A 22,614-nucleotide genomic window follows, 5' to 3' on the forward strand; every position below is an offset into this window, starting at 1 on the left:
TACCTGGCCTACTACGCGGCGTCAGCCACCTTGCCCGTCACCTCGAAGCCGGGGCCGGCAGGCGACCGGCCCTCGAACTTGAACCGCACCGACTCCTCCGCCTCGGTGTCAGAGTCGACCACGGTCGGCACCGTCACGTCGTAGGTCGTCTCGCCGGGGTTGACGAACGCCAGCACCTGCAACCGGGTGGAGGACAAGGGCCGCGAAGGCAAGGCCTGCTCACCGGAGTTCCGCAGGAACCACTGGGCATCGACGTCCGTTGTGGACAGTTCCATGCCCGAAGCCGGTGCCACCGGCTTCCCCACGAAGACGATCGGGGAGTCGGCCGCCTCGGACAGCGTCACCCTCCAGGTGAGCGGGCTGCCCTCCTTCACGTTGTCCGCGACCGGAGCCACGGAGACCGTCGGCACCGGGTCGTCGTTCTTCACCAGCAACGCGCCGAAGGCCGCGCCGACGAAGGCGTTGGAGATCGCTTGCACGCCAACGGGATAGCGGGCGTCGCTGCTCCACCTGGTGTTGCCTTCAAACGAAACCGGCACCGTGGCGCTGTGCTCGCCCGGCGCGAGCGTCACGAGCTTCGTGGCGGACTGCCCGGTCGGGTCGGTGTAGAAGAGGCGGACGGCACGGGTGCCGTTGCCGCTGACGCTGACCGTGATGTTGTGGGTCTGGGTGCCGGAGTTGCCCTCGTCCACCGCGGCCACGATTGCGTCCACACGACCCAGGCGGGCCGGCAGGACCGGGACGAGGCCCTTGTTCCAACCGTAGGCGTCGATCAGCCACGCCTCGCCGGCACCAGACTCCGGAGTCAGTTCCAATGACGCCGCGCGGCTGAGTCCTGCGGGCACAGCGAGCCGAACTTCCTGGGCCCACAACGCACTCACGCGGTCAGTGCCCGGAAGTCCGGTCACCGACACCGAGCCCAGCGCGTGCTTCTGTCCATTTTGGTCGGTCACAGAAACGCCGAACTTGGTGGCCGGCGCGTTGGCGGGAACGGCCAGGCGCAGTGCCAGCGAGCCCTTCAACGACACCGGCTCGGCGAGACGCACAACGCCGGCAGCACCCGCGTTGGACCACTTCAGCGCCACCGCAAGGCGTTCGGGTTGCGAAGAAGCGAAGCGGAAGCCCACGAAGTGCGGTGAGCGGAAGCCACCACACGCGGCGTCGGTGTCACGAGCGACCTGCTGGCACACCCGAGCGCTGCCGGAAGCCACCGTAGAACCATCCGGCACGACGAACGGCTTGCGCGCACCACCAAGAGCGTGGGACAGCACGCGAGCCGGGTCGGCCGAAGGCGCGCGAACACCGGAGCCGTCCAACAAAGGCAGCACGGACTCGTCGCGTGCCAGGAACAGACGTGCAGACGCCGCAACATAAGTAGCGCCCATGGTCTGCTGCTGATCAGCGCTCAGCCGAGTCGCGGTACCGGGCGCACAGACCGGGTCCGGTGTCTGGCCCGGCCAGAAGTCGTCGTTCGCCGGGGCCACGGCCTGGCCGGGCGTCCACTCGCTGTTGAAGAAGTTGTGGTTGGCGCCGACCATGTACAGCGCGCTGTGCAGGGCGGTGCCGCGGCTCAGGCCTCGGGTCTGGTCCAGGAACATCTGGCCCTGCAGGTCGGACACGTCGCCGTCGCAACCGGGCAGGAAGGTCACCGAGGGCACGTCCGGCGCCGGGTTGTGGCCGAAGATCGTGGGGCCGATCAGCACGTCACCGCGGATCGTCCAGCGCACCGGGCCGTTGAAGCCTGTGTCGCCGGGCGGCGGGTACAGGCTGTCCGAAGCTGCGCGGTTCACGCCCTCGCCACCGCGGGAATGGCCTACCAGCAACACCTTCGACATGTCCGCGGGAACCGAGCCGGGCACGGTGCCGCGACCGGCGGACCAGTCGGCCCAGTGAGCCAAGTGCTGACGCACCAACGAGGAACGGCCCTGCGCGCCCGCGTCGATGGTCGCGGCGTCCTGGGCGTTGATGCCGTTCGCGGAGATCGACACCGTCACGTAGCCCTGTGAAGCCAGCAGCTCCTGCGCCTTCAGATAGCCGCGGTGGCTCGGGATCGCCTTCATCCCTGCCGGGCACGGCCAGTTCAGGCCCACCTGGCCCGCGGTGCTGTAGCAGGTGGCGTGCCTGCCGTGCAGGAACAGCACCAGCGGCCGCTTGCCCGGCGCACCCTTGGGCGCGACGACAAGTCCCTCCATCTCGATCGCCGCCGGGTAGTCCGGCAACCGGATCGGATCGAGCGCGTACGAACCACTCGTCGTGGCGTACGGGCCGGGCACACCGGGATCGACAGAAGCGGAAGGCAACAGCGCCGGCAGCTCCCCGACAGAACCCAGCGAGGACGCGGAGGGCTCAGTGACGTCCAGCCGCCGCCCGGCAGAACGTACCTGCAGCGCCTCGGGATTCCGCAGCGAAGCGTTCAGCGTGAACGTCCGCAGGTCGGATGATTCCCTGGCCACGCCGAGAAAACGGTTCCCTTCCCAGAACTCCACGCCGGCGTCCGACAACGGCAGTTGCGTGGGAGCGGTCCACTGGATCACGTCACCGGCAACGGCCCAACCCGGAGCCGAGGACGGTGAAGATGCCGCGGAAGCCGGCAGGGCCGGTACGACTGCAGCGATCAAAGCAGGTATCAAAAGCGCGACTATGCGGCGCATGTGCGGGTCCCCCTCAGAAAGGACGATCCACTCCGTTCTAGCCACGCCGTGGAGCACACTGCACGCGAAAGTGCCGGTAATCCGCCAAACAAAACAACAAACAGACGATCGAACTACGCTGTTCGGCGCAGCGACATCGCACGACGACGAACTGGGGGCGCGAAATGGGGCAGGCGAACGGACTCGTGGCAACCGACGCGGGCATGCAGGTGCTGTGGCACCGCAAACCGTTCAGCCACGTCGTCGACTACGACACGTGGGACGAGGAACTGCTCGAAGACGGCGGCATCCCCAGGCACATCGAGGCAGGCTCGATGGTCCCGCTCAGCACCGGAATGGACGGTGCGTGGGAGTACATCGTGCGGTGGGGCGCCGACGCCGCGCTCACCGAGGCCGAGCAACAGCACGTCGTCGTCAGGTCCGAGCCGTATCTGCTGGTCAGCGAGACAGACGTGCGGGTGAGCGGGATCGAGCACATCACCGGGAACGCGGAGGAAGACGAAGGCTTCCCCGTCCAGCTGGAGCCGGGCAGGTGGAGCGTGACCACGCACCTGATCGACGCGGAGGCGTTCGGAGAACCGCTGGACTTCGTGGTGCTCATCAAGCCCAGCACCGGGCAGGAGCGCTACCGGACTTCGGAACAGCCGTTCGAACGGAAGTAGGCGCTCACTCGTTTCTGGCGTCCGGGTCGCGCTCGTTCTGGCGCAGTTTGTTCCACGTCGAGGTCAGCTCCGCCCGGATGCGCGCGACGCGGACCCCGAAGGCCTCGCGGATCTCCTGGGGGTCGACCTCGTCGGGTGCGCCGTGGTCGGGGTGCTCGGCGGTCATGGCGCGCTGGGTACCTCCAAGCAGGACTCCCCCAAACGTGCTCCCCGTCACTCCCTAGGATCGAACAGGTGAGCACCCACCTCTACCTGCTGCGCCACGGCCAGACCGAGTGGTCCGAGAGCGGCAGGCACACGGGACGCACTGACATCGAGCTGACGCCGGAAGGTGAGCAGCAAGCACGCCGCGCGGGCGCCACGCTCGCGCGGTTGCGGGGCACCGACCAGGCGCCGGCCCTCGTCCTGACGAGCCCGCGGCAGCGCGCCACCAGAACGGCGAAACTGGCCGGCCTGGAGATCAGCGCCACGACCGAGGAGCTCGCCGAGTGGGATTACGGCGACTACGAGGGCATCACCACGCCGCAGATCCGCGAGCGCGTGCCGGGGTGGACGGTGTGGACGCACCCGATGCCGAACGGCGAGACGCACGCCGAGGTCCAGGACCGGGCCCGCAAGGTGCTCGCCGAGGTGCGCAAGATCCTGCCCGGCGGCGACGTCGTGCTGGTGGGACACGGGCACTTCAGTCGCGTGCTGATCGCGGCGTGGCTCGGGCTGGCGCCGGACCAGGGCGTCCACTTCGGATTGGACCCGGCCGGCATCTGCCAGCTGGGCGACGAGCGGGGCGACCCGCAGGTGCGCAGGCTCAACGTGCCTGCCTGGGAGGTGTGATGATCCGGCGGGTGGAACCGCGTGACGTCGACGCGGTCGTCAAGCTGGTGCACGAGCTGGCGCTGTACGAACGTGCGCCCGAGCAGTGCCACCTCACCTCGGAACAGCTGCACACCGCACTGTTCGGCGAGCACCCCGCACTGTTCGGACATGTGGCCGAAGTGGACGGTCAGGTCGTCGGAATCGCGTTGTGGTTCCTCAACTTCTCGACGTGGGACGGCGTCCACGGCATCTACCTGGAAGACCTCTACGTCACGCCGGAGCAGCGCGGCAACGGCCTGGGCAAGCAGCTTCTCGAAGTGCTCGCCCAGGAATGCATTGCCAAGGGATACACCAGATTGCAGTGGTGGGTCCTCAACTGGAACGAGCCGAGCATCGGGTTCTACAAGTCCCTGGGCGCGATCCCGATGGACGAGTGGACCGTCATGCGGGTCGCGGACGAAGCGCTGGCCAAACTCGGCTCTTCACTCTGAAGGTTGACAGAAGGTCTCGAAACGCTCACGAAACGGGAATTCCACACAGGACGGGTCCACGGTCCTGGCAGCGTCCCCGCTCGCCGATCCCCCGGCAGCAAGTAAGCGTGGAAAGAAGGAAAGACCGTGGGCACTGACCCGACTACCGTTGACCCGGCCGCGACTGGCATCGGCGTCGTCGGCCTGATCATCTACTTGGCCCTCATCGCGTTCAGCATCGTCGTCTTCTGGAAGACCTTCACCAAGGCGGGTCAGCCGGGCTGGGCGGCGATCATCCCGATCTACAACATCTACGTGTGGCTGAAGCTCGCCGGCCGTCCCGGCTGGTGGTTGATCCTGCTGCTGATCCCGATCGTGAACATCGTGATCGCGCTGATCGTCTCCATGGACGTCGCGAAGTCCTTCGGCAAGGACTCCGTCTTCGGCGTCGTGGGCCTGTGGCTGTTCAGCATCATCGGCTACGCGATCCTCGCGTTCGGTGGCGCGCAGTACCGCGGCCCGGCCGGCCTCGGCGGTGCCCCGAAGGCTGCGTACTGACACACCTGAGCCCCCCTGTGCTCAGGCGAGGCCGGGTCTGTACTTCGGGCCCGGCCTTCACTATGGTCGTTGATGAAACCGTTTTCAGAACGTTTCAGACGCCGAGTTAGCCGCCGCCCTCGACGCACGACGAGGAAGGACCTCTCAACGATGAGGCGTCGACTGACCGGCGCGTTCGTCGCGCTAGCGGTGGTCGTGGCACCGGTGGGCGTGGCGAACGCGGCCAGCTTCAACGTGAAGGACTACGGCGCGAAGGGCGACGGCAAGGCGATCGACTCGGTCGCCATCGACAAGGCCATCGCGGCGGCTTCCAGCGCGGGCGGCGGCATCGTCGAAATCCCGCCGGGCACATACCTGTCCCGCTCGATCCACCTCAAGAGCAACATCACCATCAACATCCAGCAGGGCGCGCGGATCGTGGCGTCCGGCAGCGGCATCGACGCACCGGAACCCAACCCGACCTACCGCAAGTACCAGGACTTCGGGCACAGCCACTTCCGCAACGCGCTGCTGTGGGGCGAGAACGTCGAGAACATCAACTTCACCGGCAAGGGCGTGATCGACGGCGCCAACAAGCTGGAGACCGGCGAGAACATCCCGGCGGGCAAGGGCGACAAGATGCTGTCGCTCAAGTTCTGCAAAAACGTCAACATCACCGACGTGACGTTCCGCGAGGCCGGCCACTTCGCGATCATCGTCAACGGCTGCAACGGGATGAAGCTCGACCGGATCACCGTCGACAGCCCCGACGACCGCGACGGCATCAACTTCATCAACAGCTCCAACATCGAGCTGTCGAACTCCACGATCATCTCCAGCGACGACGCGGTGGCGTTCAAGAGCGACTACGCCACGGGCAAGACCTTCTTGAGCGAGAACAACATCGTCCGCGACTCGACCATCCAGTCGACCGAGAACAACGCGATCCAGTTCGGCTCGGAGACCTGCGGCAGCTTCAAGAACATCCAGTTCCGCAACCTCAAGGTCACCGGCGCGTCGAAGGCCGGCCTGGGCATGGTGTCGATGGACGGCGCGGTGATCGAGGACGTCGTCTACGACAACATCCAGCTCACCAAGACCGCGTCACCGATCTTCATCCACATCGGCAAGCGCGGCCGCTGCCCCAATTCGCCACCCACCGGCAAGATCCGCAACATCACGTACAGGAACATCACCGGCACGAACCTGACCGCGCCGCGCGACATCCCCGGCGACCCGGAGTACGCGTCGACCATCTCCGGCCGGTCCGACTCGAAGATCACCGGGCTGACGTTCGACAACGTTAGGTTGACCGTTCCCGGCAACCACAAGGAATCTGACTCGTCGCGGGTGCCGCCGGAGGTGTCCGGTGAGTACCCGCCGCGGATCTTCGGGGTACGGCCGGCGTTCGGGTTCTGGATCCGCAACGCGGTTGACGTCAAGTTCATCGACAGCACCATCGAGTTCGACAAGAGCGATGGGCGGCCGGCTTTCACGACCGACAGCGTTTCCGGGATCTCGCTCAACGGTGTGAAGGTTGAGCGGAGCACGGGTGCGAACGACCTGCAGTGGCGGAAGAGCAGCGGGACGTCGGTCACCAACAGCACTTCGACCAGCGGTCAGGCGCTGCGGGCGAAGGCGAGCTAGACAGGAACGTGACGACCGGGCAGCTCGCCGTCCACCGTCCAGTGGGCGGCGAGCACGTCAGATGACGCCGACCGCCCCATAAGTCGAAGCATCAGCCGCAGCAGAGGTCCCAGGCAGCTCGCCGTCCGCCCGCCAGTGAGCGGCAAGCACCAACCCGGGCTCCAACAGCTGCAACCCGCAGACGAACTCCTCCACGTCCTGCTTGGACCGCGGCACCAACTCGGAATCCATGCCGTCAGCGAGCTTCACGAGCTGATCCACCAGGTCGGGCTCGACATCCTTGGTCAGATGCGTCAAGGCCAGGACGCTGCCCTCGCACAGCGCCGCGCGGTACCGGGCCACGACGCCGGCGGGCTCATCGAGGATGTACGGGAGGATGCCGACCATCAGGACCGCGGTCGGCTGGGTGAAGTCGATGAGGCGGCGGGTCTCCGGGTGGCGCAGCACGGCGCCGACGTCGCACATGTCGGCCTGGACGATCGCGGCGCTCAGGTTGTCGCGGAGCATCGTGCGGGCGTGGGCCACGGCTACCGGGTCGTGGTCCACGTAGACGACGTTGCAGGACGGGTCGATGGACTGGGCGACCTCGTGCACGTTGCCCGCTGTGGGGATGCCGCTGCCCAGGTCCAGGAACTGGCGGATGCCCAGTTCTTCCACGCACATGCGCACTACGCGGCGGGAGAAGGACCTGATCGTGCGTGCCATCTCGGCCACGGGGAAGCGCTTGATGCTTTCCTCGGCCAGGGCGCGGTCAACCGCGAAGTTGTGCGCGCCGCCGAGGTAGTAGTCGAACAGGCGAGCCACATTTGGGCGTTCTGAGCCGCCGTTTGTCGTCACCCGCTTCGGGCCGTCCTGCACTGCGCACCTCACCCTGCTCCCGAGCGGCGCGAACGCTGGCAGCACGGTAACTGGCTACTCCGTTCGTGTCCATCCACCATTCGTGAACACGTAGGGTGATGGCCCCCGGCCGGAGCCGAGGGCCATCGCAGGGTTACCGCTGATCAATCAGGGTGTGTCAGACGCCCGCGGTGTTCCGGATCCAGGTGCGGTACGGGGCGTGGTTGATGCTGGTGTAGTTGGAGCGCGTCGCGCGGTCCGACGTCGAGGCGACGCCGACCTGACGGCCGTTGGCGAACATCGGGCCGCCGGAGTCGCCGCCGGCCGCGATGCCGTCGACACGCTGCACCGAGATGGCGACGCCACCGCGGTAGTCACGACCGTTGGTGCTGGTCACGCGGGTGTTCGCGACCTTCAGGTAGCGCGACTGGCAGTTGATCTCGGGCTGGTTGGTGCAGGTGGCGCCCCAGCCGTAGAGCTGCACGGTGTTGCCCACCGAGACCGGGTTGCCGAGCGGGGAGAACGGCGAGGACATCGACGTGGTCACGTGCACCAGCGCCAGGTCGGCGGACGGGTGCTTGATGACGCGGTCACCGGTCACCAGCTGTCCACCGGAGGTCTGGTCCAGGCTGCCCGCCCGGAACGTGTACCTCGCGGTGCTCGACGCCACGCAGTGCTCAGCGGTCAGGATCCACTGAGGTGCGATCTTGGTGGCCGAGCAGTTCTCCCGCCCGTTGGCGAACAGGCGCGCCGCGTAGGGGAAGTTCTGGGCGTAGCTGCCACCGATGATCATCGGCGACATGTCCGGGTCGTCCGGAGCCGCCGACGCCGTCACAGGTGCGAGAGAGAGTGCCGCCAGGACGGCGCCCGCGATCGCGGTCAACAAACGCATGGTTGGTCACCTCGTGAGTGCAGGGAGTGGTTAAACAACCACGCACAGCTTCACTCGGTCGTGTGACCGTGACCACCCTCCGTTAGTCGGCTTTGTCACCTTCGGCCAAATCTGCCGGTTCGCCCAGACCGAGCGCCCACTCACGGCCTTCGCGGGTGAAGAGCAGCACCAGAACCGCGACGCAGTAGAAACCGGCCAGCGAACCGAGCAACGGCTGCTGCGACGCCCCGTACGCGTACCAGGCACAGCCGAGCAGCAGCAGTTGCGTGACGATCACGGGAGTGCGCGCGCCGTGGCGACCGCGGAACAACATGATCGACGCGAAGATCGCCCCGCCGAACCAGAGCACCAGCACACCGGCGGCGCCGAGGATGGGGCCAGCTGGCGTCGCTCCCCCGATCACCCGGACGACGAGCGCGACAGCCAGCGCGATACCGCCCAGGCACTGCAGGAAGGTGAGCGCGGCGGCGATGCGCACCGAGCGGGGTGGCGCAGTGGTCACTGGAGACCTTTCCTCACGTTCTGTACTGGTCACGGATCGTAGGCCACCCGGTTGGAGGGCTCACTCAGCACGTCCGGCGCGGGAAGATCAAGGGGCCTTCAGCGAGCCGGCGGTCGTCCGGGGTGCACTCGTCTGGGAGGCGCACGCGGTGCTACCGGAAGGGAGATTTGCGCCACTTTCGTGAAGCAGGAGCCACCCTGAGGGAGGACATGCGCGCGGCTGACCGTCACGCACTGTCTTACTCTCAAGTAGTGCGCGCTCTTCTCGTGGTGAACCCTCAGGCGACTACAACAACGCCGGCGGGCCGTGACGTGTTGGCGCACGCACTCGCCAGCGACGTCCAGCTGGAGATCATCGAGACCTGCTACCGCGGCCATGCGGCAGACGCTGCGAGCAAGGCCGCGGCGGACGGGTTCGACCTGGTCATCGCCCACGGCGGCGACGGCACGGTCAACGAGGTCGTCAACGGCATCCTGCGCGACGGGCCACGCCCCAACAAGCCGATGCTCGGCGTCGTGCCGGGCGGTTCGGCCAACGTCTTCGCGGGCGCGCTCGGCATCCCCCGCGACCCCGTCGAGGCGACGCACGTCCTGCTTCAGTCGATCGAGAACGGCACGAAGCGCCGGATCGGGCTCGGTCAGGTCTTCGCGGACGTCGTCGAGGGCGGTAAGGGCCGCTGGTTCACCTTCAACGCGGGCATGGGCCTGGACGCGGACGTCGTCGCCGGCGTGGAGAAGAAGCGAGCGAAGGGCCGCAATGCGAGTCCCGCTCTGTATCTGACTGTCGCTTTGAAGGCTTATGCGCAGAACGTGCGCAAGCCTCAGCACTTCACGGTCGAGGTTCCCGGTGAGTCACCGTTCAACGACGTCGGCATGGTGTTCGTGTCGAACACCGACCCGTGGACGTACTTCGGCGACAAGGCGATCCAGCTCAACCCCAGCACGTCGTTCGACGGAGGCCTCGGCCTGTCCGCGCTGAAGACCCTGCGCGTGCCCACGGTGGGGCGCTACGTGGCCCAGGTGCTCGCGACGGGTAACCCGAAGAGCGGAAATCTCGTTCGGCGTGATGACGTGGGTTATGTCAGAGTGAAGTGCGAGGAGCCCGCCAACCTCCAGGTCGACGGTGATTTCCTCGGCATGACGACTGCGGTGGAGTTCCGGGCAGTCCCCGACGCGTTGACTGTTGCCGTATAAGCAACTTGACAGCCCGTGATCGGTTCGTGACTGTCTCGGTATCGACCCGCGATGTACTGCAGTCGAGTGACAGCAGAGCGTTAAACCCCAGGTGAACGCTGTCGATCTTTTGGGTGAGTTCACTCACCGGGTCAGTGCTAACCCCTTGACATCCCAGCCGTTCGTGAAAGCATTCACAAGCACCCCAAAACGACCGCTGACAACCGGCGTGCCCTTGTGCGCGCCTAGCTGAGGAGTAGTTCCAATGGACTGGCGCCACCGCGCGATCTGCCGCGACGAGGACCCCGAGCTGTTCTTCCCCGTTGGGAACAGTGGTCCCGCGCTGCTTCAGATCGCCGAGGCGAAGACCGTCTGCCGCCGTTGCCCCGTCGTCTCCGACTGCCTCGCGTGGGCACTGGAGAGCGGCCAGGACGCCGGCGTCTGGGGCGGGATGAGCGAAGACGAGCGCCGCGCTCTCAAGCGCCGCAACGCCCGCACGCGGGCCCGCAGCAACGCCTGAGCAGGCAGTTAGCCGCGAACGACACATAAGAAGAAGCCCGACACCGTGCCAGGTGTCGGGCTTTTTCTTTGTTTGCACACCCTCCCGCATGACCACGTGAGAGCCGCTGAGGCTGGCCGTCACGTGTGCACGGCGTTAGTTTAGCGCCGCCCTCTGAGGGGCACGCGCAGGACCGCCTCTGTACCGCCTCGGGGCCTTCGCCGCAAGCTCAACGAGCCTCTCAATTCGGAATCAACAAGGGTCCGAACGATCTGCAAACCGAGACGATCCGTGCGCTCCAGGGAGAAACCGGGCGGAAGCCCCTTGCCGTCGTCGGTGACCGTCACGTCGAGCCACTTCGCCGACCGCTCGGAGTGCACGACGACCTCTCCGCGCTGGCCAGGGGCGTAAGCGTGCTCGAAGGCGTTCTGCACGAGCTCGGTCAGCACCATCACCAGCGGGGTCGCGATCTCGGCGGGGACGACCCCGAAACCACCCTCGCGGCGCACGCTCACCTGGGTCTCGGTGACCGCCACGTCGCTCATCATCGGGATCACCTTGTCGACCACGTCGTCGAGATCGACCCGCTCGTCCACCGACATCGACAACGTCTCGTGAACCAGTGCGATGGAAGTCACACGGCGGACCGACTCGGCCAGCGCCTCCTTCGCCTCCGGGTTCGTCAACCTGCGACTTTGCAACCTCAGCAGCGCTGCGACGGTCTGCAGGTTGTTCTTCACCCGGTGGTGGATCTCGCGGATCGTGGCGTCCTTCGACATCAACGCCCGGTCGCGCCGGCGCACCTCGGTGACGTCGCGGCACAGCACCAGCGCGCCCGCGGCCTGGCCACGCGGCCGCAACGGCAGCGCACGGAACAGGACCGCCGCACCACGCCGTGACTCGGCCTCCATGCGCATCGACGGCTTGCCTTCCAGGGCGAGCCTGATGCGTTGCGCGACCTCGGTGGCGTCGAACGGATCGCCGATCAAACTCCTGGTCAGCGGCGCCAGGTGCACGCCGACCAGGTCGGAGGCGTGCCCCATGCGGTGGTAGGCCGACAGCGCGTTCGGCGACGCGAACACCACGGCACCGGACGGGTCGAGCCTGATCAGGCCGTCACCGACGCGCGGGCTGGTGTGCACGTCCGGGGACGGTTCGGGCGCGGGGAACGTGCCGTCCGCGATCATCTGGCACAGGTCGGCAGCCGACCCCAGATATGAGATCTCCAACGGCGACGGCACGCGCGGGACCGCCAGGTTCGTGCTGCGGCTCAGCACCGCGATGACCTGGTTGCCCAGCCGGACCGGGATGGTCTCGCGCCGCACGGGCACGCCCAGGTGCCAGCGCGGGTCCTCCTCGCGGCAGATCCGCGACTCGTCGATGGCCCGGCGCAGCTGCGGGTGTTCCTCGGTGTCGACCTCGCTGCCGACGACGTCCTCGGGGTGAGCCGTGGGCGCCGTCGTGGGACGGGCCTGCGCCACGCAGAGGAACTTGTTGTCCTCCAGCGGCACCCACATGTTGAAGTCCGCGAACGACAGGTCCGAGAGGAGTTGCCACTCGGCGACGACCAGCTGGAGGTGGTCGACAGCGACGCCGGAGAGCTTGGTGTGCTCGGCCAGCAGGTCCGTGAGCGTGCTCAGAACTCCTCCATGAGAAAATGGTGGGTGAAGCAGTTCTGATCCTAGGAGACACCCATGTCGAAGCGTGCTCGCAAGCGCCGCGACCGCAAAAAGGGCGGCGCCAACCGAGGCAAGCGCCCCAACGCCTGAGTGCTGCGAAAAGGCCTGGACACCGAGACGGTGACCAGGCCTTTTTGTCGTTCAGGGGACCGTTCAGTCCTCCGTGCGGATCTCCACGATCGTGGCGCGGATGCGCGCCTTCAGGTCGGCCGGGGCGTAGTCGCCTCCGCACTTGCGCGCGAGCAACGCCTTGAGGTGCTCCTCCAGCCCGAACTGCTCCAGGCACGGGTGGCACTCGTCGAGGTGTGTCTGCAGCGCCTGGCGCCGCGTCTGGTCGCACTCCTGGTCGAGGAACAGCCACACCTCGGACAGGACCTCTGAGCAGTCGGTCTCGTGGGGTTCGCCGCAGTTCATGACGCGTCTCCGTTGTTGCCGCGCAGGAAACCGCGCTCACGCGCGACGTCGGCGAGCTGGTCGCGGAGCTGGCGACGGCCCCGGTGCAACCGGGACATCACCGTGCCGATCGGGGTGCCCATGATGTCTGCGATCTCCTTGTACGCGAAGCCTTCGACATCGGCGAGGTAGACCGCGATCCGGAACTCCTCCGGCAACCGCTGCAATGCTTCCTTGACGTCGCTGTCGGGCAGGTTGTCGAGTGCCTCGACCTCGGCGCTGCGCAGCCCGGACGAGGTGTGGCTCTCCGCCTGCGCCAGCTGCCAGTCCGTGATCTCGTCGGTCGGCTGCTGAATCGGCTGGCGCTGCTTCTTGCGGTAGCCGTTGATGTAGGTGTTCGTCAGGATCCGGTACAGCCACGCCTTGAGGTTCGTGCCTTCACTGAAGGACGCGAACGCCGAGTAGGCCTTGAGGAACGTCTCCTGGACGAGGTCCTCGGCATCAGCCGGGTTGCGCGTCATGCGCAGGGCAGCCGAGTAGAGCTGGTCGAGCATCGGCATGGCGTCGCGCTCGAAACGCGCGGCACGCTCCGCCGTCGTCTCAGTCGTGCCGGTGGCGGGCACCGCGCTCCCTTCCCACTGGTTCTGGGTCGGGACCGACAATACGCGGGGCCGCTCAAGCATGTTCGTCACCACGTCCTGAGTAACAACGGGCAGGCTGGTAGTAATTCCGCATGGCCGGACGTGGGACGCCCGCCACAGCGCTGCTGGACAAGCAGCGGGTGGCGCACACCTTGCACTCGTACGAGCACGACCCCCGCCACGAGTCCTACGGGCTGGAGGCGGCGGAGGCGCTCGGACTGGTCCCCGGACGGGTGTTCAAGACCCTGGTGGCCGAAGTGGACGGCAAGCTCGCGGTCGGCGTCGTGCCGGTGACGGGGCAGCTCGACCTCAAAGGACTGGCGGCTGCTCTCAAGGGCAAGAAGGCGAAGATGGCCGTCATTGCCGACGCCGAGCGCGCCACCGGGTACGTCGCGGGCGGGATCTCGCCGCTGGGACAGAAGAAGCGGCTGCCGGTCGTGGTGGATGCCTCGGCGCTGGAGTTCGACACGATGTTCTGCAGCGCCGGGCGGCGCGGGCTCGAGGTGGAGATCGCGCCGGCCGACCTGGTGAAGCTGACGAACGCGGTGGTCGCGCCGATCAGCGCCTGAGGGTCATTCGCCGGTCTGGCCGTCGATCGACTCGCGCAGCAGGTCGGCGTGACCGTTGTGGCGCGAGTACTCCTCGATCATGTGCGTGAGGATCCAGCGCAGGTTCGGCACGCGGCCGTCCCGCCACGGTGCTCGCTTCGCCGGCTGACCGAGGTCGCCGGTCTCCAGGGCTTCCGCGACGGCCTTGCGGGCGTTCTCGACCTCGTTCTGCCAGAGGGCGAGCAGGTCCTCGACGGTGTGGTCGGCCGCCGTGTGCCAGTCCCAGTCGTAGTCGGCCTTCCAGTCGACACTCGCCCACGGTTCCAGCGGCTCGCGGTCGTGCAGGACGACGTGGAACCACTGCTGCTCGACGTAGGCGATGTGCCTGAGGATGCCGCCGAGGGTCATCGTGGACTTGGCGGTGGTCCTGGCGAGTTGCTCGGCGTTCAGGCCCTGCGTCTTCCACGCGAGGGTGGCGCGCTGGAACTCCAGGAAGCCGTTCAGGGTGGCGAGTTCGTCGCCGTCCATGGGTGGTTCGGGCCTGCCCTGCTCATCGAAGACTGTCATGGGCGCGGACGATAACGCCGCGACCGCCGATCAAGCAGGCGAATTAGTCGAGCGGCCGCAGCACGCGGTCCAGCCACTCGCCCACCGACCGGCCCACGTCAGCGACGGAGGCCTTCAGCGAGTGGTCGCCCTTCAGCAGGACGACCTCGCGGTGGTGGGCACGCGCGGGCTGACCGAACGGGTCGTTCTCGCCCTGCACGACCAGGGTCGCGACCTCGACGCCGTCCAGCTCGGCCATCCGGGACTTCTCCGGCTTGCCCGGCGGGTGCACCGGGAACGCCAGGCACAGCACCGCGACGGCCTGGCCCTCGACGCTCGTACGACAGGCCACGCGGGCGCCGGACGACCGGCCGCCGAACACCAGCGGCAGGCCGTCGAACCAGCGTTCGCCCAGGTCCTCGACGACCGAGAGCCACGCCGTGTCGAGCTGCTTGGCCGGGGCGGGGGCGCGGCGGCCGGCGACGCGGTACGGCTGTTCGATCAACGCCACGTGCACGCCGACCTTGTTGGCGGCGTGGCACGCGGCGACCAGGTCCGGGGCCTCGACGCCGCCACCGGCGCCGTGCCCCAGAAGTAGTGCTGCACGCGGTTCGTGGGCACAGTGCAGTGAGGCCCGCGCGGGGCCGTGCGGCGTGTCCACCAACAGCGTCGTCACGACAGCTCGAACAACGTGGGTGCGGGCTTCTCGTCCTCTTCCAACGAGACGCGTTCCATCAGCGACGGGTTGTTGTTCTTCACGCTGTTCACCGCCATCGACACCGGACGCAGCTCAAGTGCGTCGACGATCGAGGGATCCGGCGCCAGGAGCGCGCTCGGGTCCAGGGAGGTCGGGTCGAGCCACGACGACCAGCGGTCCTGAGGCAGCAGCAACGGCATGCGGTGGTGCACCTCGGTCATCGCGCCGATGGCGTCCGTGGTGAGCACCGCGCACGTGACCGTCGGAACGTCGTCCTTCCACCACACGGACCAGATGCCGGCCATCGCGAGCGAGGCGTCGTCCCCGAGCGTGATGAAGTACGGCTGTTTGCGCCCCTCGCCCGGCTGCCATTCGTACCAACCGGCGGCGGGGATGATGCAGCGGCGCTTCATCGCGGACTGCTTGTACGCGGGCTTCTCCAGCACGCTCTCGGAGCGGGCGTTGATCATCTTCGCCGCGCCGGAGAGGTCCTTGGCCCAGTGCGGAACGAGGCCCCAGCGCATGACGCGCAGGCTGCGTTCCAGCTCCTCGTCCTCGGGTTTGCGCTCCACCACAGCCATGACGTGCTTGGTGGGCGCGATGTTGTAGTCCGCCCCTGGCGCCTCGTCGCCGGTTCCGTCCACCGCGTCGAACTCGGCCGCCAGCAGCGCCGGGTCCTTGGTGGAGGCGTACCTACCGCACAAAACCGATCACCTCCGAAGTCGTCATCGTCGCACGTCGGGAACACCTGTGCGAGCCGCCCCAAGTGGGGTGCGGGATCATTGCTGCATGACTCAGCACTGGTCAGCCCCCAGCGCACCCGGTCCAGTCCACTCGACCGTGCCGGTGCCCGGCTCGAAGTCGATCACGAACCGCGTTCTGGTGCTCGCGGCACTGGCCGACGGGCCCTCCGCGGTGCACGCGCCGTTGCGCAGTCGCGACACCGTGTTGATGGCCGCGGCGCTGTCGTCGCTGGGCGTCGGGTTCGCCGATCGCGAGGACGGCGGCTGGGACGTGACGCCCGGTGTGCTGCGTGGTCCGGCCGATGTCGACTGCGGGCTCGCGGGGACGGTCATGCGGTTCCTGCCGCCGGCCGCCGCACTGGCCGAGGGCGAGATCCGGTTCGACGGCGACCCGCACGCGCGCACGCGGCCGATGAGCACCGTGCTGGGTGCGTTGCGGTCGCTGGGCGCGGACGTCGAGGGCGACGCGTTGCCGTTCACGTTGCGCGGCACGGGATCGCTGGCCGGTGGTGAGGTGACGATCGACGCGTCGGGCTCGTCGCAGTTCGTCTCCGGGCTGCTGCTGTCCGCCGCGCGGTACGACAAGGGCGTGACGGTGCGGCACGACGGCAAGCCCGTGCCCTCGTTGCCGCACATCGACATGACGGTGCAGACGCTGCGTTCGGTCGGGGTTCACGTGGAGACCGAGGCGAACCTCTGGCACGTCGAGCCGGGCTCGATCGCCGCCCGCACGTGGCACGTGGAGCCGGACCTGTCGAACGCGACGGTGTTCCTGGCGGCGGCCGCGGTGACCGGCGGCGAGGTGACGATTCCGCACTGGCCCGCTGAGACCACTCAGCCCGGTGACTCGGTGCGCGACATTCTTCAGCGCATGGGCTGCGAGGTCGAGGTGTCGGAGCGCGGCCTGACCGTGCGCGGGCCTGCTCGACTGTCCGGGTTGGACATCGACCTGCGCGACGAGAGCGAGCTGACGCCGACGGTCGCGGCTTTGGCGGCGCTGGCGGAGGGGCAGACGATCATCCGCGGGGTCGCGCACATCCGCGGCCACGAGACGGACCGGATCGCGGCTCTGGTCAACGAGATCAACGGGTTGGGCGGCAACGCTTCCGAGACCGAGGACGGGCTGATCATCAACCCGGCGCCGCTGCACGGTGGCGTGTGGAAGGCCTACGCGGACCACCGGATGGCGACCGCCGGCGCGATCATCGGCCTCGTGGTGCCGGGCGTCGAGGTGGACGACATCGGTTCGACGACGAAGACGATCCCCGACTTCCCAGGAATGTGGAACGCCATGCTCACCGGGGGCGCGTAGAAGTGAGCAAGCGGGACTGGCGCAAGCTTGACGAGTCCGACGTGCGGGTGCGCCCCGGCAAGGGGACGCGGCCACGCAGCAAGAGACGGCCCGAACACGCCGACGCCGAGAGCGCGATGGTGATCGGCGTGGACCGCGGCCGTTGGACGTGCGCGTTGGACAACGACGTAGTGGTGACGGCGATGCGTGCGCGCGAACTGGGCCGCACGCCCGTGGTCGTGGGCGACCAGGTCGGCATCGTCGGTGACACGTCGGGCCAGCCGGACACGCTGGCCCGCATCGTGCGCGTCGAGGAGCGGACCTCGGTGCTGCGCCGGACCGCGGACGACACCGACCCGTTCGAACGCGTCGTCGTCGCGAACGCCTCCCAGCTCATCATGGTGGTCGCGCTGGCGGATCCCCCGCCGCGCACGGGTTTCATCGACCGCTGTCTGGTCGCCGCGTACGCCGGCGGCCTGGAACCGGTGCTGTGCCTGACGAAGTCGGACCTGGCGTCCGCGGACTCGCTGCTGGCCCTGTACACCGAGCTCGACGTGCCGGTGATCGTGACGCGGTTCGACGAGGAGCCCGCTGAGCTGCGCGCACGCCTGTCGGACACGGTCTCGTGCCTGATCGGCCACTCGGGCGTCGGCAAGTCCACTTTGGTCAACCGCCTGGTGCCGGACGCGAACCGCGCGGTGGGCGTGGTGTCCGGCGTGGGCAAGGGCCGGCACACCTCGACCCAGGCGGTGGCGCTGCGCCTGCCCGACGGCGGCTGGGTCGTGGACACGCCGGGCATCCGCTCGTTCGGCCTCGCGCACATCACGCCGGACGACATCGTGAAGGCGTTCCCGGACTTCGCCGAGGCCGCCGAGGAATGCCCGCCCGGATGCGGCCATCTGGGTGCCCCGGAGGATCCCGGCTGCATGCTGGACGAGCTGGTGCCGGACGCGCCTGGCCGGCTGATCTCGCTGCGCCGGCTGCTCGCCTCGCGTGCCGGGATGGACGACTACACGGATTGAACTTGCGCTGATAAGTCACACTTCACCGCATGAGCAGACTTCTGGGGGCTGCTGTGCTCTGCTGCGCGCTCGCGGCGTGCACGGCTGGGACCCCCGGCACACCGAGCCCGGTGGCGACGACGTCGCCGCGCATGGACAAGCCGCGCAACGTCGCGAATCTCGACCCGTGCAAGCTCGTCACCGAGGACGACTTCAAGCGCAACAAGTACGGCCCGTTCGCCGCTCCGCCCGAGCTCCACAAGGAGATCCCCGGCACCTGCGCGGTCTGGGTCAGCACCAGTGAGCCGGGCAACTACCTCGTCGTTCTCGCCGGTGTGCTGCCCAGCCCGTACGAGGCGGAGAAGGCGAACAACCCCGACGGGTGGCAGGGTCTGATCGAGGGTCACCACGTGTGGTTCTACTGCGGCGGGGAAGAGCGCGACATCAGCTGCGTGGCCTGGGCGGCTGTCGCGTACGAACGGACGCTCATGGTGTCGTTGTCGCGCAAAGACGCGAGCGAGTCGCACCTGCTGCTCAACACCCAGGGGCTGATCACCGAACTGCTCGCCCGGATGCCGTCATGAGGCGCCTTGTCCTGGCCGCTCTGCTGGCGCTGAGCGCGTGCACCGTCCAGGTCACCGGGGCGCCGAAGCCCGACCCGGCCAAGCCCGCGCTGCCCGACCTCAACACCGTCGACCCCTGCACGCTGCTCGGCGAGTCGGACTTCAAGAAGCCGTTGCTGGGCCCTCCGAAGCGGTTGACGGGCGAGCTGGAGTGCACCTGGGCCACCGAGGACGAGGCCGTGTGGCTGAGCGTCGAGGACGAGTCGCTGGAGCAGGCGAAGGACCGACTGACCGAGGGCTCCGAACTGACCGTCGAGGGCCGCAAGGCCTGGTGGGGTGTCGAGCGGGAGGTCGCCAGCACGGGACAGGCGTTCATGGTGGGGATCGTCGTGACCGAGCTGGAGCCGGACTCCGTGATGGTGCTGAGGTCGCTGATCACGCCGCCGAGCTACAGCGTTGGGATGGCCGCCCGTGAGCGGTCGGTCAAGGTGCTGCAAAGGTTGAGGCCGTGAAGAGGCTGATCCTGCTGCTCGGCGTCCTGACGGCGTGCACCGCCGCGCCGCCCCCTGCCCCGAAGTTCGCGGACCTCGACGCGTGCGTGCTGCTCGCGTCCGGTGACGCGGGCAGCCTGAAGAGCACGGCCAAGGCTGATCGGGCGTGCGACTACACGTTCGACTCGCTGACGGTCCGGCTGACGCTCGTGACGTCGAGCTACAACGACGCCGCGAAGCCGCTGCAGGACGACGGCGGCTACGGCGCGGTGATCAACGACCGTGCGATGACGCGCCGCTGCACCGATGCCTCGGGCGAGGTGACGTGCGACGCCGTCGTCGAGGTGCGGGACGGGCAGGTGCTGGGGCTGAAGGTGGTCCAGCGCAGCCACGACCCGAACGTCGTCGGGCAGGTCACGCAGGGTCTCGCCGCCAAGGCGTTGGAGCGGTTGCCGAGGTGAAGCGCTGGTTGCCGCTCCTCCTGGTGCTGACCGCGTGCTCGCCGAACGTGCACGTGGCCGAGGGGCCCAAGACGTTCGCGACCGTCGACGTGTGCACGCTGCTGAAGGACTCCGACGTGGAGAACCAGCGGCTCGTCAAAGCCACGCAGGGACAGGAACGGTCGTGCCACTTCGAGTACGGCGCGGACGAGGGCAAGGTGTCCGTGCAGGTCACGCTGCTGGCGAAGACCCAGCACGAGGCCAAGATCCAGTTCTGCCCGGAGACCGGCGACTGCGCCGGCATGGAGACGACCCAGTACCGCTCGGTCAGCTACCAGTGCGACGACACCGTGCGGTGCGAAGGCCTTGCCTCGGTCGGCGAGAAGGAGACGATCGGGTTCGTGGTGCGCCGGACGCCCGACTCCCGTCAAGCGCTCGGTGAGGTCACGGGCGCTGTAGCGCGCACGCTGCTGGAACGGGTGCCTGTCACGGACTGACGCGCTACCTCGTCCACCTGTCATGAAGGTATTCGTGATCGGTGCGTCGGGTGTGCTCGGACGGGAAGCGGTGCCGCTGCTGCGGGCCGCCGGACACGAGGTCGGGGTGCTGGACCGGCACGCGACCTCGATGTTCGACGTCGACCAGCTCACCGCGGCGCTGACGGGCTACGACGCCGTCGTCAACCTCGCCACCCGCATCCCGCTCAGCATGAAGGCCGTCATGGCCAGCACGTGGGCGGAGAACGACCGCATCCGCACGGACGGCAGCGCGGCGCTGGTCGAGGCCGCGTTGCGGGCGGGCGTCGGGCGGATCGTGCAGGAGGGCATCTCGTTCGTGTACGCGGACGGCGGCGACCGGGAGCTCGACGAGGACGCGCCGCTGAAGCCCGTCGGCCACGTCGCGAGCTCGGTGCAGGCGCAGCGGAACGTGCTGCGGCACCCCGGCGGTGTGTTCCTGCGCATCGGCCTGCTGACCGGCGGCGAGGCCCAGACGCCACCGGTGCTCGTGGGCGACGGCTGGATGTCCGTCGTGCACCCCGGTGACGCGGCGGCCGCGGCTGTCGCGGTGCTCGACGCGCCGCCGGGGATCTACAACGTCGGGTCGCCGGTGTTGAAGCGGGACATGGGCATCACCCGGATGCCCAAGTTCATGGGACGGTTCGCCGCGGCGTTCGAGGTGTTCGGACGGTCGCAGCGGGTCGTGAGCACGAAGCTCACCGAGGCCACCGGCTGGAAGCCTCGCTAGCCCATGTGCGGGTAGGTGTGGTTCGTCGGCGGCACCAGGGTTTCCTTGATGGCGCGCGGGCTGGTCCAGCGCTGCAGGTTGTAGATCGAGCCCGCCTTGTCGTTGGTGCCCGAGCCGCGTGAGCCGCCGAACGGCTGCTGCCCCACGACCGCGCCGGTCGGTTTGTCGTTGATGTAGAAATTGCCGGCGGCGAACCGCAGTGCTTTGTGCGCTTGCTCGACGGCGACACGATCGCGCGCGAAGACGGCGCCGGTCAGCGCGTACGGGGTGGAGCTCTCGATGGTCTCCATGATCTTCGGGAACTCCGCGTCCTCGTAGACGTGCACGGCGAGGATCGGGCCGAAGTACTCGGTCGTGAAGATGTCGTGGTGCGGGTCGGTGCCGAGCAGCACGGTCGGGTCGACGAAGTAGCCCACGGAGTCGTCGCACGTGCCGCCGGCCAGCACCTCGACCGACGTGGACGCCGACGCCATCAGCAACGCGTCCTTGTGCTTGGCGAACGCACGCCGGTCGATCACCGCGCCACCGAACGCCGACAGGTCCGTGACATCGCCGTAGGACAAGGACTTCGTGACGTCGAGCAGACGTTCGCGAACCTCGCTCTCCCACAACGAACGCGCGACGTACGCCCGTGAGGCCGCACTGCACTTCTGGCCCTGGTACTCGAAAGCGCCTCTGACGAGCCCGGTGACGAGCGCCTTGGGATCGGCGGACGGATGTGCCAGCACGAAGTCCTTGCCGCCGGTCTCACCGACGATGCGCGGGTAGGCGCGGTAGTGGTCGAGGTTCGCCGCCATGGTCTGCCAGAGCGCTTTGAACGTGCGCGTGGAGCCGGTGAAGTGCAGGCCGGCGAAGAACCTGTCCTTCAACGCCACCGCACCGATCGCCTGACCGTCACCCGTGACGAGGTTGATCACGCCCGGCGGCAGACCCGCCTCCTCCAGCAGCCGCATGGTGAAGTGCGCCGCGAGCTGCTGCGTGGGACTCGGTTTCCAGACCACGGTGTTGCCCATCAACGCGGGCGCAAGCGGCAGATTCCCCGCGATGGCGGTGAAGTTGAACGGCGTGATCGCCACGACGAACCCGTCGAGCGGCCGGTGGTCCATCCGGTTCCACACGCCAGGGCTGGAGATCGGCTGCTCCTCGAGGATCCGGCGGCCGAAGTGGACGTTGAACCGCAGGAAGTCGATCAGCTCGCACGCGGCGTCGATCTCGGCCTGCTGCACGGACTTCGACTGCCCGAGGATCGTGGCGGCGTTGAGGGTGTCGCGGTGTGGGCCGGCCAGCAGGTCGGCGGCCCTGAGAAGCACCGCGGCGCGTTCGTCGAACGGCAGCTCCTGCCAGCCGGGCGCGGCGTGCTGAGCTGCACGCATGGCTTCCGCGACGTCTGCGTTCGTCGCCTGGTGGGTCACGCCGAGGACGTGCCGGTGGTTGTGCGGCTGCACCACGTTGATGGGCTCGCCACCGCCCATGCGCTGCTGACCGCCGATGGTCATCGTCAGCTCGTGCGTGGTGCCTTTTAGTTCTGTGATGCGTTGTTCAAGACTGGCGCGTTCGGCGCTGCCTGGCGCGTAGGTGTGCACCGGCTCGTTGACCGGTTCGGGTGCAGACGTTACGGCGTCCATTCCCCCATCGTGGCACGCGGTAGTAGGGT

Annotated in this window: 28 protein-coding genes; 16 read left to right on the forward strand and 12 right to left on the reverse strand. The window is 67.9% G+C overall.

What is annotated here, in order from left to right:
- Positions 1 to 11: 11 nt before the first annotated feature.
- Positions 12 to 2,534 carry a hypothetical protein gene (locus LFM09_RS04690; RefSeq protein ID WP_414094998.1) on the reverse strand — a complete coding sequence of 841 codons (2,523 nt, stop codon included), beginning with the start codon at positions 2,532 to 2,534 and terminating at the stop codon, positions 12 to 14.
- Positions 2,535 to 2,815: 281 nt separating this feature from the next.
- Between LFM09_RS04690 and LFM09_RS04695 the strand changes: the two genes are divergently transcribed.
- Positions 2,816 to 3,313, forward strand: a complete 498-nt coding sequence (locus LFM09_RS04695) for a hypothetical protein (protein ID WP_414094999.1) — start codon at positions 2,816 to 2,818, stop codon at positions 3,311 to 3,313.
- 4 nt (positions 3,314 to 3,317) lie between these two features.
- On the opposite strand, the gene LFM09_RS04700 is transcribed toward LFM09_RS04695, so the two are convergent.
- A complete protein-coding gene (locus tag LFM09_RS04700; protein ID WP_414095000.1) occupies positions 3,318 to 3,479 on the reverse strand; it encodes a hypothetical protein in 162 nt (53 codons plus the stop codon).
- Positions 3,480 to 3,547: 68 nt separating this feature from the next.
- On the opposite strand from LFM09_RS04700, the gene LFM09_RS04705 reads away from it, so the two are divergent.
- From LFM09_RS04705 to LFM09_RS04720, 4 genes are all read left to right on the forward strand, one after another.
- Positions 3,548 to 4,144 (forward strand): histidine phosphatase family protein, encoded by a 597-nt coding sequence (locus LFM09_RS04705; RefSeq protein ID WP_414095001.1) that lies wholly within the window; start codon positions 3,548 to 3,550, stop codon positions 4,142 to 4,144.
- Positions 4,144 to 4,617: an N-acetyltransferase family protein gene (locus LFM09_RS04710; RefSeq protein ID WP_414095002.1), complete on the forward strand. Its 474-nt coding sequence runs from the start codon at positions 4,144 to 4,146 to the stop codon at positions 4,615 to 4,617. The genes LFM09_RS04705 and LFM09_RS04710 overlap by 1 nt, the downstream gene beginning before the upstream one ends.
- Positions 4,618 to 4,743: 126 nt before the next feature.
- Positions 4,744 to 5,154: a DUF5684 domain-containing protein gene (locus tag LFM09_RS04715; protein ID WP_414095003.1), complete on the forward strand. Its 411-nt coding sequence runs from the start codon at positions 4,744 to 4,746 to the stop codon at positions 5,152 to 5,154.
- A 150-nt stretch (positions 5,155 to 5,304) separates the two neighbouring features.
- On the forward strand, positions 5,305 to 6,780 hold the full coding sequence (locus tag LFM09_RS04720; protein WP_414095004.1) for a glycoside hydrolase family 28 protein: 1,476 nt from the start codon (positions 5,305 to 5,307) through the stop codon (positions 6,778 to 6,780).
- A gap of 57 nt (positions 6,781 to 6,837) precedes the next feature.
- On the opposite strand, the gene LFM09_RS04725 is transcribed toward LFM09_RS04720, so the two are convergent.
- The 3 genes from LFM09_RS04725 to LFM09_RS04735 form a co-directional block, all read right to left on the reverse strand.
- Complete coding sequence (locus LFM09_RS04725; RefSeq protein WP_414095005.1) at positions 6,838 to 7,683, reverse strand: SAM-dependent methyltransferase; 846 nt, start codon at positions 7,681 to 7,683, stop codon at positions 6,838 to 6,840.
- 112 nt (positions 7,684 to 7,795) lie between these two features.
- Positions 7,796 to 8,509: a S1 family peptidase gene (locus tag LFM09_RS04730; protein ID WP_414095006.1), complete on the reverse strand. Its 714-nt coding sequence runs from the start codon at positions 8,507 to 8,509 to the stop codon at positions 7,796 to 7,798.
- 82 nt (positions 8,510 to 8,591) lie between these two features.
- Positions 8,592 to 9,011: a hypothetical protein gene (locus tag LFM09_RS04735; protein ID WP_414095007.1), complete on the reverse strand. Its 420-nt coding sequence runs from the start codon at positions 9,009 to 9,011 to the stop codon at positions 8,592 to 8,594.
- Positions 9,012 to 9,262: 251 nt separating this feature from the next.
- Between LFM09_RS04735 and LFM09_RS04740 the strand changes: the two genes are divergently transcribed.
- Both LFM09_RS04740 and LFM09_RS04745 read left to right on the forward strand, forming a co-directional pair.
- On the forward strand, positions 9,263 to 10,204 hold the full coding sequence (locus tag LFM09_RS04740) for a diacylglycerol/lipid kinase family protein (protein WP_414095008.1): 942 nt from the start codon (positions 9,263 to 9,265) through the stop codon (positions 10,202 to 10,204).
- 244 nt (positions 10,205 to 10,448) lie between these two features.
- On the forward strand, positions 10,449 to 10,703 hold the full coding sequence (locus LFM09_RS04745; RefSeq protein WP_015104912.1) for a WhiB family transcriptional regulator: 255 nt from the start codon (positions 10,449 to 10,451) through the stop codon (positions 10,701 to 10,703).
- Positions 10,704 to 10,843: 140 nt separating this feature from the next.
- Here LFM09_RS04745 and LFM09_RS04750 read toward each other — a convergent pair whose 3' ends face one another.
- Positions 10,844 to 12,322, reverse strand: coding sequence for a sensor histidine kinase (locus tag LFM09_RS04750; protein ID WP_414095157.1), 1,479 nt, complete (start codon positions 12,320 to 12,322; stop codon positions 10,844 to 10,846).
- 54 nt (positions 12,323 to 12,376) lie between these two features.
- On the opposite strand from LFM09_RS04750, the gene LFM09_RS04755 reads away from it, so the two are divergent.
- Entirely contained in the window at positions 12,377 to 12,451 is a 75-nt protein-coding gene (locus tag LFM09_RS04755; protein WP_369809028.1) for a 50S ribosomal protein bL37, read from the forward strand.
- A 63-nt stretch (positions 12,452 to 12,514) separates the two neighbouring features.
- On the opposite strand, the gene rsrA is transcribed toward LFM09_RS04755, so the two are convergent.
- Together rsrA and LFM09_RS04765 are read right to left on the reverse strand one after the other, a co-directional pair.
- A complete protein-coding gene (rsrA, locus tag LFM09_RS04760) occupies positions 12,515 to 12,775 on the reverse strand; it encodes a mycothiol system anti-sigma-R factor (RefSeq protein ID WP_414095009.1) in 261 nt (86 codons plus the stop codon).
- Positions 12,772 to 13,437 carry a sigma-70 family RNA polymerase sigma factor gene (locus LFM09_RS04765; protein ID WP_414095010.1) on the reverse strand — a complete coding sequence of 222 codons (666 nt, stop codon included), beginning with the start codon at positions 13,435 to 13,437 and terminating at the stop codon, positions 12,772 to 12,774. Before LFM09_RS04765 ends, rsrA begins: the two co-directional genes overlap by 4 nt.
- Before the next feature lie 50 nt (positions 13,438 to 13,487).
- Between LFM09_RS04765 and ybaK the strand changes: the two genes are divergently transcribed.
- Positions 13,488 to 13,964: a Cys-tRNA(Pro) deacylase gene (gene ybaK, locus LFM09_RS04770; RefSeq protein WP_414095011.1), complete on the forward strand. Its 477-nt coding sequence runs from the start codon at positions 13,488 to 13,490 to the stop codon at positions 13,962 to 13,964.
- A 3-nt stretch (positions 13,965 to 13,967) separates the two neighbouring features.
- Here the strand turns inward: ybaK and LFM09_RS04775 are convergent, their stop codons facing one another.
- Genes LFM09_RS04775 through LFM09_RS04785 form a run of 3 tightly spaced genes read right to left on the reverse strand, consistent with a single transcriptional unit; the run spans position 13,968 to position 15,890 of the window.
- Positions 13,968 to 14,510: a DinB family protein gene (locus LFM09_RS04775; protein WP_414095012.1), complete on the reverse strand. Its 543-nt coding sequence runs from the start codon at positions 14,508 to 14,510 to the stop codon at positions 13,968 to 13,970.
- 43 nt (positions 14,511 to 14,553) lie between these two features.
- Positions 14,554 to 15,165: an alpha/beta family hydrolase gene (locus LFM09_RS04780; RefSeq protein ID WP_414095013.1), complete on the reverse strand. Its 612-nt coding sequence runs from the start codon at positions 15,163 to 15,165 to the stop codon at positions 14,554 to 14,556.
- On the reverse strand, positions 15,162 to 15,890 hold the full coding sequence (locus tag LFM09_RS04785; protein ID WP_414095014.1) for an SOS response-associated peptidase: 729 nt from the start codon (positions 15,888 to 15,890) through the stop codon (positions 15,162 to 15,164). Before LFM09_RS04785 ends, LFM09_RS04780 begins: the two co-directional genes overlap by 4 nt.
- 85 nt (positions 15,891 to 15,975) lie before the next feature.
- Here LFM09_RS04785 and aroA point away from each other — a divergent pair, with 85 nt between their 5' ends.
- The 7 genes from aroA to LFM09_RS04820 are packed head-to-tail and all read left to right on the forward strand — an operon-like array spanning position 15,976 to position 20,960.
- Positions 15,976 to 17,241 (forward strand): 3-phosphoshikimate 1-carboxyvinyltransferase, encoded by a 1,266-nt coding sequence (gene aroA, locus LFM09_RS04790; protein WP_414095015.1) that lies wholly within the window; start codon positions 15,976 to 15,978, stop codon positions 17,239 to 17,241.
- Positions 17,242 to 17,243: 2 nt separating this feature from the next.
- The gene (gene rsgA / locus LFM09_RS04795; protein ID WP_414095016.1) at positions 17,244 to 18,242 is read left to right on the forward strand and encodes a ribosome small subunit-dependent GTPase A; all 999 of its coding nucleotides are present in this window, start codon (positions 17,244 to 17,246) and stop codon (positions 18,240 to 18,242) included.
- Positions 18,243 to 18,271: 29 nt separating this feature from the next.
- The gene (locus LFM09_RS04800; protein ID WP_414095017.1) at positions 18,272 to 18,805 is read left to right on the forward strand and encodes a hypothetical protein; all 534 of its coding nucleotides are present in this window, start codon (positions 18,272 to 18,274) and stop codon (positions 18,803 to 18,805) included.
- On the forward strand, positions 18,802 to 19,296 hold the full coding sequence (locus LFM09_RS04805; protein ID WP_414095018.1) for a hypothetical protein: 495 nt from the start codon (positions 18,802 to 18,804) through the stop codon (positions 19,294 to 19,296). Before LFM09_RS04800 ends, LFM09_RS04805 begins: the two co-directional genes overlap by 4 nt.
- Positions 19,293 to 19,736 carry a hypothetical protein gene (locus tag LFM09_RS04810; protein ID WP_414095019.1) on the forward strand — a complete coding sequence of 148 codons (444 nt, stop codon included), beginning with the start codon at positions 19,293 to 19,295 and terminating at the stop codon, positions 19,734 to 19,736. Before LFM09_RS04805 ends, LFM09_RS04810 begins: the two co-directional genes overlap by 4 nt.
- Positions 19,733 to 20,212, forward strand: a complete 480-nt coding sequence (locus tag LFM09_RS04815) for a hypothetical protein (RefSeq protein WP_414095020.1) — start codon at positions 19,733 to 19,735, stop codon at positions 20,210 to 20,212. The genes LFM09_RS04810 and LFM09_RS04815 overlap by 4 nt, the downstream gene beginning before the upstream one ends.
- Before the next feature lie 22 nt (positions 20,213 to 20,234).
- Positions 20,235 to 20,960, forward strand: coding sequence for an NAD-dependent epimerase/dehydratase family protein (locus tag LFM09_RS04820; protein WP_414095021.1), 726 nt, complete (start codon positions 20,235 to 20,237; stop codon positions 20,958 to 20,960).
- Here LFM09_RS04820 and pruA read toward each other — a convergent pair.
- Complete coding sequence (gene pruA / locus LFM09_RS04825; RefSeq protein ID WP_414095022.1) at positions 20,957 to 22,585, reverse strand: L-glutamate gamma-semialdehyde dehydrogenase; 1,629 nt, start codon at positions 22,583 to 22,585, stop codon at positions 20,957 to 20,959. The genes LFM09_RS04820 and pruA overlap by 4 nt on opposite strands.
- Between the last annotated feature and the right edge of the window lie 29 nt (positions 22,586 to 22,614).

It is taken from the genome of Lentzea alba (assembly GCF_047445655.1).
Taxonomy (GTDB): Bacteria; Actinomycetota; Actinomycetes; order Mycobacteriales; family Pseudonocardiaceae; genus Lentzea; species Lentzea alba_A.

Excerpts from the sequence above, each read along its gene's own strand:
- LFM09_RS04695 (WP_414094999.1), top strand. The coding sequence starts at position 2,816 with ATGGGGCAGGCGAACGGACTCGTGGCAACCGACGCGGGCATGCAGGTG.
- LFM09_RS04700 (WP_414095000.1), bottom strand. The coding sequence starts at position 3,479 with ATGACCGCCGAGCACCCCGACCACGGCGCACCCGACGAGGTCGACCCC.
- LFM09_RS04710 (WP_414095002.1), top strand. The coding sequence starts at position 4,144 with ATGATCCGGCGGGTGGAACCGCGTGACGTCGACGCGGTCGTCAAGCTG.
- LFM09_RS04720 (WP_414095004.1), top strand. The coding sequence starts at position 5,305 with ATGAGGCGTCGACTGACCGGCGCGTTCGTCGCGCTAGCGGTGGTCGTG.
- LFM09_RS04730 (WP_414095006.1), bottom strand. The coding sequence starts at position 8,509 with ATGCGTTTGTTGACCGCGATCGCGGGCGCCGTCCTGGCGGCACTCTCT.
- LFM09_RS04745 (WP_015104912.1), top strand. The coding sequence starts at position 10,449 with ATGGACTGGCGCCACCGCGCGATCTGCCGCGACGAGGACCCCGAGCTG.
- rsrA (WP_414095009.1), bottom strand. The coding sequence starts at position 12,775 with ATGAACTGCGGCGAACCCCACGAGACCGACTGCTCAGAGGTCCTGTCC.
- LFM09_RS04765 (WP_414095010.1), bottom strand. The coding sequence starts at position 13,437 with ATGCTTGAGCGGCCCCGCGTATTGTCGGTCCCGACCCAGAACCAGTGG.
- ybaK (WP_414095011.1), top strand. The coding sequence starts at position 13,488 with ATGGCCGGACGTGGGACGCCCGCCACAGCGCTGCTGGACAAGCAGCGG.
- LFM09_RS04775 (WP_414095012.1), bottom strand. The coding sequence starts at position 14,510 with ATGACAGTCTTCGATGAGCAGGGCAGGCCCGAACCACCCATGGACGGC.
- aroA (WP_414095015.1), top strand. The coding sequence starts at position 15,976 with ATGACTCAGCACTGGTCAGCCCCCAGCGCACCCGGTCCAGTCCACTCG.
- LFM09_RS04800 (WP_414095017.1), top strand. The coding sequence starts at position 18,272 with ATGAGCAGACTTCTGGGGGCTGCTGTGCTCTGCTGCGCGCTCGCGGCG.
- LFM09_RS04805 (WP_414095018.1), top strand. The coding sequence starts at position 18,802 with ATGAGGCGCCTTGTCCTGGCCGCTCTGCTGGCGCTGAGCGCGTGCACC.
- LFM09_RS04820 (WP_414095021.1), top strand. The coding sequence starts at position 20,235 with ATGAAGGTATTCGTGATCGGTGCGTCGGGTGTGCTCGGACGGGAAGCG.
- pruA (WP_414095022.1), bottom strand. The coding sequence starts at position 22,585 with ATGGACGCCGTAACGTCTGCACCCGAACCGGTCAACGAGCCGGTGCAC.